The following is a 9,085-nucleotide window of genomic DNA, read 5'->3' on the forward strand; positions in this document are numbered from 1 at the left end:
GAGGCCGCCACCGGGGTCGATGCCGGTGTCGCCACCGCGTCCCGGCCGCGGCAGTCGCCACGTGTTGCGGGTGAGGACCAGGCCGGTCTCGTAGGCGAAGACGACCAGCTGGGCCCGGTCCCGGGCGTGCACCTTGGTCATCGCCCGGCTGACGTGGGTCTTGACCGTGGTCGGGCTGATCACCATGTGCGCGGCGATCTCGTCCGGTGGGGGTCGTGCAGGCGGTAGGCGACCGGATCCCCCAGACTGGGGGCCGTGAGCACCCCCAGTGACGCCGTCCCGCACCGGCCGCGGCGGGGGCGCGAGGTCCTCACCGTGCTCGGCGTCTCCCTGGGGATGTCGGGGATCTTCGCCCTGCTGACCTTCCTGCGCGCCGAGGTGACGGTGCCCGGCGGGATCTCCGCCACCACGGCGACCGTGGTGGCGGGCCGGCAGACCACGGCGATGTGGCTCGACATCCTCGACGACCTGGCGCGGCTCGCCGCAGGGGTGATGCCGGCACTGCTGGCCCTGGCGTTGCTGAGCCGCGACCCGGCCGGGCGTGGGCTGGGGATCGGCACCCATCGCTGGCACCGGGGGAGCGACCTGGCGACCGGCGTCGGCTTCGCCGCGCTGATCGGCATACCCGGCCTCGCCCTGGTGTGGGCCGCGCACGAGGTCGGGGTCAGCGCGAGCCTGGCCGTGGTGAACTTCCCCGATGTCTGGTACCGCGTGCCGATGCTGCTGCTGTCGGCGTTCCAGAACGGCTTCCTCGAGGAGGTCGTCGTCGTCGGCTACCTGCTGACCCGGCTGCAGCAGCTGGGCTGGTCGTCGCGCAAGGCGCTCGTGGCCAGCGCGGTGCTGCGGGGCAGCTACCACCTCTACCAAGGACTGGGCGGGTTCGTCGGCAACCTGGTCATGGGGCTGATCTTCGGGTGGTGGTTTCAGCGGACCAAGCGGGTGGTGCCGTTGGTTGTCGCGCACACCCTGCTCGACGCGTTCGCGTTCGTCGGCTACCTCTTCCTGCGCGACCACATCTCCTGGCTCTGAGCCCAGCCCCTTCGCGCTGTTGCTGGGAGGCGGCGTCGTCCGTGACGCCCCTTCCCAGCAACAACTCCCAGCAACAACCCGGGGGGCGGGGGCGTGCGAGACTCGGAGGGTGCGCATCAGTGACTTCTGGCGGTTGATGGAGGACGAGTTCGGGTCGTCCTATGCCCGCTCGCTCGCGAACAGCCACGCCCTGCACGAGCTGGGGGACCGGACGGCCGCCGAGGCGCTCGGGGCCGGCGTGAGGCCGCGGACCGTGTGGGCCGCGCTCTGCGACGACATGGACGTGCCGCCCGAGCGACGGTTCGGCCGCGAGCGTCGCGCCGCGGAAAAGTGAGGGGACCGGCCTCGGGCCGGCGACGTATCCTCGCGCCGTGACCTCCGACGAGCCGCTGATCCACGCCTCCGGGCTGACCAAGAGGTTCGGTGATTTCGAGGCGGTCAAGGCGATCGACTTCGCGGTGCAGCGTGGTGAGGCGTTCGGGTTCCTCGGGCCCAACGGCGCGGGCAAGACCTCGACCATGCGGATGGTCGGCTGCGTGTCGCCGGCGACCGGCGGTGAGCTGCGGCTCTTCGGCCTCGACCCGGCCACCGAGGGTCCGCGCATCCGCGCCCGGCTCGGCGTGGTCCCGCAGAAGGACACCCTCGACGAGGAGCTGACGGTCGAGGAGAACATCTGGGTCTACGGCCGCTACTTCGGCCTGTCCAAGCCGCAGGTCCGGGCGCGCGCGACCGAGCTGCTGGAGTTCGCCCAGCTCACCGAGCGGGCCAGGTCGAAGGTGGAGCCGCTCTCGGGCGGGATGAAGCGGCGGCTCACCATCGCCCGCTCGCTGGTCAACGACCCCGAGGTGCTGATGCTCGACGAGCCGACCACGGGGCTCGACCCGCAGGCGCGGCACGTGCTGTGGGACCGGTTGTTCCGGCTGAAGCGGCAGGGCGTCACCCTCGTGCTGACCACGCACTACATGGACGAGGCCGAGCAGCTGTGCGACCGCCTGGTGGTCATGGACCACGGCGAGATCGTGGCCGAGGGGTCACCACGCGACCTGATCCGCGAACACTCGACGCGCGAGGTGCTCGAGCTGCGCTTCGACGTCGACGACCACGCCGAGCTGGCCGGCCGGGTCGACGGCCTCGGCGACCGGGTCGAGGTGCTGCCCGACCGGCTGCTCATCTACACCGCCGACGGCGACGCGGCCGGTGAGAAGGTGCATGCCGCAGGGCTCGAGCCGCTGTCGGCCCTCGTGCGCCGCTCCACGCTGGAGGACGTCTTCCTCAACCTCACCGGCCGCACCCTGGTGGACTGACGTGGCTGCCGACCCGACGCTGCCCACCACGGCGAGCACCCGGAATACCCCCGAGCCGTTCCCGCGCAGCCGGCGCTGGCAGCCGGTGTTCGCGTTCTGGGCCACGCAGTACAAGCGGACGTGGCAGGGCAACGTGGTCAGCCGGTTCCTGATGCCGGTGATGTTCCTGCTCGCGATGGGGCTCGGGCTCGGCAGCCTGGTCGACTCGTCCTCCGGCGGGGTCGACGGGATGCCCTACCTGCAGTACGTCGTGCCGGGAATCCTTGCGGCACAGGCGATGTGGGTCGCGATGGGAGAGTCGTCCTACACCGTGCTCGGCGCGATCCGCTGGCAGATGCAGTACCACGCGATGCTCGCCACCCCGATCGGCGTCGCCGACATCCTGATCGGCCACATCGGCTGGGTCGCCTCGCAGATCGCGCTCGCGACCGGCATCTTCCTCGCGGTCGGGGCGGGGTTCGGCGCGTGGGCGTCCTGGTGGGTGCTGCTGGCGCTGCCGCTCACCGTGCTGACCGGGCTGGCCTTCACCGTGCCGGTCTTCGCGTTCGCCGCGACCCAGGAGAACGACGCCGGCTTCTCGATCATGTTCCGGTTCGTCATGACGCCGCTGTTCCTCTTCTCGGGCACCTTCTTCCCGCTCGACCAGCTGCCCGCGTTCCTGCGCCCGATCGCCTGGGTGACGCCGCTGTGGCACGGGGTCGACGGCAACCGCGACCTGGCCAAGGGCTCCCCGGACTGGCTGCACCTGCTGGGGCACACGGCATACCTGCTCCTGGTCGTCGTGGTGACGGGGTGGCTCGCCTACAAGGCCTTCCGCCGGAGGCTGGTCGTATGACGACCCGCACCGCCGCGCCCGCCGCACCGCGTCCTGGGGTCGTGTCTCGACTGGCGCGGGTGCTGCCCATCCCCGCGGGCGCCGGGATGGCGCGGATCCTGGTGGAGCGCAACGCGATGGCCTTCCGGCACGGGTGGATCGCGTTCGTGACCGGACTGGCCGAGCCGATCCTCTACCTGTTCTCCCTCGGGGCCGGGCTCGGCGCGCTGGTGCGCACGGTGACCACCGACGGCGGGGCGGTCGTGTCGTATGCCGAGTTCGTCGCCCCGGCGCTGCTGGCCGCGGCGGCGATGAACGGCGCGGTGTTCGACTCCACCTTCAACGTCTTCTTCAAGCTGAAGTACGCCAAGCTCTACGACTCGGTGCTCGCGACGCCGCTCGGGCCGCGTGACGTGGCGGTGGGGGAGATCAGCTGGTCGCTGCTGCGTGGCGCGTTCTACTCCGGGGCGTTCCTGCTCGTGGCGGTCGTCGCCGGGATGGTGCACTCGTGGTGGGCGCTGCTCGCGTTGCCGGCGGCGAGCTTCATCTCGTTCGCGTTCTCGGCGGTGGGGATGTTCGCGACGACCTTCATGCGGTCCTGGGTCGACTTCGACTGGATCAACCTCGCCATCCAGCCGCTCTTCCTGTTCTCGGCGACCTTCTTCCCGCTGGCGACCTATCCCTCGGGGGTGCAGTGGCTGGTGCAGGTGACGCCGCTCTACCACGGGGTGGCGCTCGAGCGTGGGCTGATGCTCGGCGAGGTCGGGACGGGGCTGCTCGTGCACGTGGCCTACCTGGCGGTGCTGGGTCTGGTCGGCCTGGTCGGGGCGGCCCGGCGGGTGGAACGCCTGTTGCTCTCGTGACTGGTGAGGCTGGAGATGTCCTCGTGGCAGGAGGGTGGCCACGCGGAACTGCCGCGGTGACGGTCTGCTCCGCGTTTCGGCGTGTCGCTGCCCGCGTGCGCTCATCGAACGTCTGTCCGAGTAGTCTTGTCCCCATGGAACGCCGCCGGCGTCCCGCCGTCCACAGCCTCGGCCGTGGCGGGGGCCGGTGTCGGTGGTCGCTCCTAACGTCTGACTCGACACAGTGCGTCAGGTGGCCGGTGACTGCCGGTCAGCGGCGACCGGGTGTCGGTCGCAGGTAGACGGCAGCCCACGATTTCAGGAAGAGCAGGTCAGGACATGGCTCAAGCCGACAAGTCCAAGTCCCTCGACGCCGTCATGGCGCAGATCGAGAAGGCCCACGGCAAGGGTGCCGTGATGCGTCTCGGCGACGAGGTCCGTGCGCCGATGGAGGTCATCCCCACCGGGTCCATCGCGCTCGACGTCGCCCTCGGCATCGGCGGCCTGCCCCGCGGCCGTGTGGTGGAGATCTACGGACCGGAGTCGTCGGGTAAGACGACCGTGGCGTTGCACGCGGTGGCCAACGCGCAGAAGGCCGGCGGCATCGCGGCCTTCATCGACGCCGAGCACGCGCTCGACCCCGACTACGCCAAGAAGCTCGGCGTCGACACCGACGCGCTGCTGGTCAGCCAGCCCGACACCGGTGAGCAGGCGCTCGAGATCGCGGACATGCTGATCCGCTCGGGCGCGATCGACATCATCGTGGTCGACTCGGTCGCGGCGCTCGTGCCCCGCGCCGAGATCGAGGGCGAGATGGGTGACAGCCACGTCGGCCTGCAGGCCCGGCTGATGTCCCAGGCGCTGCGCAAGCTGACCGGCACGCTCAACAGCACCGGCACGACCGCTATCTTCATCAACCAGCTCCGTGAAAAAATCGGTGTCATGTTCGGTTCTCCCGAAACGACCACGGGTGGCAAGGCGCTGAAGTTCTATGCGTCGGTGCGGCTGGACGTCCGCCGGATCGAGACCCTCAAGGACGGCACCGACGCGGTCGGCAACCGCACCCGCTGCAAGGTGGTCAAGAACAAGGTCTCCCCGCCGTTCAAGCAGGCCGAGTTCGACATCATCTACGGGCAGGGCATCTCCCGCGAGGGCGGCCTGATCGACATGGGCGTCGAGCACGGCTTCGTCCGCAAGGCCGGCGCCTGGTACACCTACGAGGGCGACCAGCTCGGCCAGGGCAAGGAGAACGCCCGCGGCTTCCTGCGCGACAACCCCGACCTCGCCGACGAGATCGAGAAGAAGATCAAGGAGAAGCTCGGCATCGGCCCGCAGCTCGACAAGCCGAGTGAGCCGGTGGCAGCGCCGGACGTGCCGGTCGACTTCTGAGCACCCTGCCCGACGTGTTCGGCTCCTCTGACTCGTCCGCACCGGGCCCGCCCGGTGCGGACGACCGGCGCGAGAGGGTCCGTTCGCTCGCGGACATGATCGCCCGCGCCGGCCTCCAACCCTCCGGTGGCGGTGGTGCCTCGCCCTCCTCGGGGCGCACCCCGCCGCCGGAGGACCTGGCCACCCGTGGTGTGGACGCCGACCCGTATGCCGTCGCGCGCCAGATCGTGCTGCGCCAGCTGACCATGGCTCCCCGCAGCCGGGCACAGCTGGAGGACAAGCTGCGCCAGAAGAACTGCGACCCCGAGGTGGCCCGGGAGGTGCTGGATCGGCTCACCGAGGTCGGGCTGGTCGACGACGAGGCCTACGCCGCCATGCTGGTGCGTTCGCAGCAGAGCGGGCGTGGGCTCGCCCGTCGGGCCCTGGCTCGCGAGCTGAGCAGGAAGGGGGTCGACCGCGACGTCGCCGACCAGGTTCTCGAGCAGGTCGGCGCCGAGGACGAACGTGACCGGGCGCGGCGGCTGGTCGACAAGAAGCTGCGGACCATGCACGGTCTCGACCGCCAGGTCCAGACCCGGCGCTTGGCCGGGATGCTCGCCCGCAAGGGCTACTCCTCGTCGATGGCGTTCGCGGTGATCCGCGAGGCGTTGGACGAGCTGCCCCAACACCGTCGCGACTGAGGGCCGGTTCGCGGGGTCCGCGGTGGCGGCCGGCCGGTCCCGGCATACCGTCGAGGGGTGAGTTCACGCATCCTGCCCCACGCAGCCCTGCCGGACGCGTTCAAGCGTCTGGTCAACCTGCACGAGTACGTCGAACGGACCGCTGCGGAAGAGGGCCTGGACCCGGTGCTCATCGAGCTGGTCAAGACGCGCGCCTCGCAGATCAACGGCTGCGCCTACTGCGCTGACATGCACGCCCGGGACGGAGCGCGCCACGGGGAGACGGCCCGCCGGCTCGCGGTCCTGCCGGTCTGGCGCGAGACCGAGCTGTTCACCGCGCAGGAGCGGGCTGCCCTGGCGCTGACCGAGGCGATCAGCCACCTGTCCGAGACCCGTGACGTGCCGGACGAGGTCTACGCCGAGGCGGCCGAGGCCTTCAGCGAGCGCCAGCTCGCCGTGGTCATCTGGGCCGCGTCTCTCATCCAGACCTTCAACGGCATCAACGTGGCCGGTCGCAAGCCGCTGCCCGAGCAGGACTGGTCCGGCAGCTGACCGCCGGTGGCCACGGGCGAGGCGACCCGACGTCGTACCCTTGGCGGTGCGATGAAGACCTATGACGTGCGCACCCTCGGGTGCCAGATGAACGTGCACGACTCCGAACGACTGGCCGGCCTGCTCGAGACGGCCGGCTACGTCGACGTGGCGAGTGTGCCGAGCGCCGAGCGACCCGAGGCGGCCGACGTGGTCGTGTTCAACACCTGCGCGGTCCGGGAGAACGCCGACAACAAGCTCTACGGCAACCTCGGTCAGCTGCGCCCGGCGAAACTGCGCAACCCGGACATGCAGATCGCCGTGGGCGGTTGCCTCGCGCAGAAGGACCGCTCCACGATCGTCGACAGGGCGCCCTGGGTCGACGTCGTCTTCGGCACGCACAACATCGGGTCGCTCCCGGCATTGCTGGACCGCGCGCGGCACAACAAGCGCGCCGAGGTCGAGATCCTGGAGAGCCTCGAGACCTTCCCCTCCACACTCCCGACCCGACGCGACTCCGCCTACAGCGCGTGGGTCTCCATCTCGGTCGGCTGCAACAACACCTGCACCTTCTGCATCGTCCCGAGCCTGCGCGGCAAGGAGGCGGACCGGCGACCGGGCGAGATCCTGGCCGAGATCGAGGCACTCGTCGCGCAGGGTGTCGTGGAGGTCACCCTGCTCGGCCAGAACGTCAACACGTATGGCGTGGAGTTCGGCGACCGGCTCGCGTTCGGCAAGCTGCTGCGCGCCTGTGGCGAGATCGAGGGGCTCGAGCGCGTGCGGTTCACCAGCCCGCACCCCGCCGCGTTCACCGACGACGTCATCACCGCGATGGCCGAGACCCGGGCCGTCATGCCGAGCCTGCACATGCCGCTGCAGTCGGGATCGGACGCCGTGCTCAAGCGGATGCGCCGCTCCTACCGCAGCGCCAAGTTCCTCGGCATCATCGACCGGGTGCGCGAGCAGATCCCGGACGCCGCGATCACCACCGACATCATCGTCGGCTTCCCCGGCGAGACGGAGGAAGACTTCCAGGGCACCCTGGATGTGGTTCGGGCGTCACGGTTTTCGAGTGCCTTCACGTTTCAGTACTCCATCCGCCCCGGCACCCCGGCCGCCACGATGGACGACCAGGTGCCCAAGGCCGTGGTGCAGGAGCGCTACGACCGGCTGCTGGCCGTGCAGGAGGAGGTCTCCTGGGCCGAGAACCGCACCCTCGAGGGGCGGACCGTAGAGGTGCTCGTGGCGACCGGCGAGGGCCGCAAGGACGCCGAGACCCACCGCCTCTCCGGGCGCGCCCGCGACAACCGGCTGGTCCACTTCGCCGTGCCCGAGGGCGCCGAGCGGCCGCGCCCGGGCGACGTCGTCTCGGTCGACGTGACGTATGGCGCTCCGCACCACCTGGTGGCCGACTCCGCTCTCCGGGGCGGCACGTATGCCGTGCGCCGGACCGCCGGCGGCAACGCGTGGGAATCGCTGCAGGACCAGCCGGAACCGGGACGGCCGCAGGTGTCCCTCGGAATGCCGTCGGTCGGCCGGCCACCCACTCCCGCGCCTGCGCCCGCCTGCCGATGACCTGCCCCTCCGATCGGCGCCGTCTGACGACCCGTCGAGCCAGACGTTCTGGCGCCGGGGAGCGCACGACGTGATCAGGTCGGTCGCTGTCATCCCCGCAGCCCCGGCCCTCATCCCCGAGCTCATGGCCGGGGCCGCGGCGGAGGTCGAACCGGTCCGGTCCGCCGCCCGGCAAGCCATCGCGGCCGTCGCGGCGAGTGTCCTGGGGCCGGCCGGGCTGCCGCCCCTCGGCAGGCTCGTCGTCGTGGGCCTGGCGGCCGACGACGTCGAGGCCGGCTCGCGGTCGCACGACCTGGCCGGTGCGCTCAAGGACGACTCCTTCGGACCACGCCTCGAGCTCGCCGCGCTGCGCGGAGCGCTGGTGCCGTCCAGCGCTCCGGGGCTGCCGACCGACGGCGTGCCGACGCCGTTGCTGGTCGCCCGCCGTCTCGCCTCTGACGTCGCCCGCGAACATCCCGGGACCGCGGCGCTCTGGAGGGAGACACTGTGGATCACCCTGACTCCCGAGTCGGTCGAGGACTACGCACGCAGCCTGGTGCTCGACGACGCACCCATCGGCCTCGTCGTCGTCGCGGACGGGGCCGCCTGCCACGGGCCCAAGGCGCCACGGGCCGAGGACGTCCGCGCCGAGAGCTATGACGACGACGTATGCCGAGCGCTCACCTCGGCCGACCCGGCCGACTTCGCGGCGTTGGACCCGCGCCTCGGCCGTGAGCTCACCGCTGAGGGCGCCGAGCTGTGGCCGTTGCTCGCGGCGGCGGCACGGGACGGGCACCGGAGTGGCAGCGGCTGGCGCGCCGAGCTCGGGTGGCGAGGAGCGCCATACGGTGTCGGGTGGTTCGTGGCCACCTGGCTGCGCTGATCTCCTAGTACTACAGCCGCACTTAGTTTTTGCTGGTCCCGCGTGTCGACTGTGTGAGACTGGGAATTCACCGGCATGTT

At 70.9% G+C, this 9,085-nt stretch carries 10 protein-coding genes and 1 pseudogene; 10 read left to right on the forward strand and 1 reads right to left on the reverse strand.

The window, feature by feature from the left end; all coding sequences use genetic code 11:
* Window positions 1–72 precede the first annotated feature (72 nt).
* Window positions 73–204 (reverse strand): annotated as a pseudogene (locus tag FCN22_RS22940) (response regulator transcription factor); the annotation flags it as partial.
* A gap of 51 nt (window positions 205–255) precedes the next feature.
* Between FCN22_RS22940 and FCN22_RS10595 the strand changes: the two are divergent.
* From FCN22_RS10595 to FCN22_RS10640, 10 genes are all read left to right on the forward strand, one after another.
* Window positions 256–1,029, forward strand: a complete 774-nt coding sequence (locus tag FCN22_RS10595) for a CPBP family intramembrane glutamic endopeptidase (protein WP_238384665.1) — start codon at window positions 256–258, stop codon at window positions 1,027–1,029.
* Between the two features lie 109 nt (window positions 1,030–1,138).
* On the forward strand, window positions 1,139–1,363 hold the full coding sequence (locus tag FCN22_RS10600; RefSeq protein ID WP_137121514.1) for a DUF3046 domain-containing protein: 225 nt from the start codon (window positions 1,139–1,141) through the stop codon (window positions 1,361–1,363).
* 37 nt (window positions 1,364–1,400) lie between these two features.
* Window positions 1,401–2,333, forward strand: a complete 933-nt coding sequence (locus FCN22_RS10605; RefSeq protein WP_137121515.1) for an ABC transporter ATP-binding protein — start codon at window positions 1,401–1,403, stop codon at window positions 2,331–2,333.
* Window position 2,334: 1 nt separating this feature from the next.
* Entirely contained in the window at window positions 2,335–3,168 is an 834-nt protein-coding gene (locus tag FCN22_RS10610) for an ABC transporter permease (protein ID WP_202911521.1), read from the forward strand.
* A complete protein-coding gene (locus FCN22_RS10615; protein WP_137121517.1) occupies window positions 3,165–4,010 on the forward strand; it encodes an ABC transporter permease in 846 nt (281 codons plus the stop codon). The genes FCN22_RS10610 and FCN22_RS10615 overlap by 4 nt, the downstream gene beginning before the upstream one ends.
* Before the next feature lie 318 nt (window positions 4,011–4,328).
* Window positions 4,329–5,378, forward strand: coding sequence for a recombinase RecA (recA, locus tag FCN22_RS10620; protein WP_137121518.1), 1,050 nt, complete (start codon window positions 4,329–4,331; stop codon window positions 5,376–5,378).
* Window positions 5,379–5,392: 14 nt separating this feature from the next.
* Entirely contained in the window at window positions 5,393–6,058 is a 666-nt protein-coding gene (locus FCN22_RS10625) for a regulatory protein RecX (protein ID WP_238384666.1), read from the forward strand.
* Window positions 6,059–6,115: 57 nt separating this feature from the next.
* On the forward strand, window positions 6,116–6,589 hold the full coding sequence (locus FCN22_RS10630) for a carboxymuconolactone decarboxylase family protein (protein ID WP_137121519.1): 474 nt from the start codon (window positions 6,116–6,118) through the stop codon (window positions 6,587–6,589).
* Window positions 6,590–6,640: 51 nt separating this feature from the next.
* A complete protein-coding gene (gene miaB, locus FCN22_RS10635; RefSeq protein WP_137121520.1) occupies window positions 6,641–8,143 on the forward strand; it encodes a tRNA (N6-isopentenyl adenosine(37)-C2)-methylthiotransferase MiaB in 1,503 nt (500 codons plus the stop codon).
* Between the two features lie 70 nt (window positions 8,144–8,213).
* The gene (locus FCN22_RS10640) at window positions 8,214–9,005 is read left to right on the forward strand and encodes a class III extradiol ring-cleavage dioxygenase family protein (RefSeq protein WP_137121521.1); all 792 of its coding nucleotides are present in this window, start codon (window positions 8,214–8,216) and stop codon (window positions 9,003–9,005) included.
* Window positions 9,006–9,085 lie beyond the last annotated feature (80 nt).

Origin of the sequence: Segeticoccus rhizosphaerae, from assembly GCF_005222685.1 — a bacterium.
GTDB classification, from domain to species: Bacteria; Actinomycetota; Actinomycetes; order Actinomycetales; family Dermatophilaceae; genus Segeticoccus; species Segeticoccus rhizosphaerae.

What these genes read in the sequence shown, in the direction of transcription:
- FCN22_RS10615 (WP_137121517.1), top strand. Translation starts at nt 3,165, where the DNA reads ATGACGACCCGCACCGCCGCGCCCGCCGCACCGCGTCCTGGGGTCGTG.
- recA (WP_137121518.1), top strand. Translation starts at nt 4,329, where the DNA reads ATGGCTCAAGCCGACAAGTCCAAGTCCCTCGACGCCGTCATGGCGCAG.
- miaB (WP_137121520.1), top strand. Translation starts at nt 6,641, where the DNA reads ATGAAGACCTATGACGTGCGCACCCTCGGGTGCCAGATGAACGTGCAC.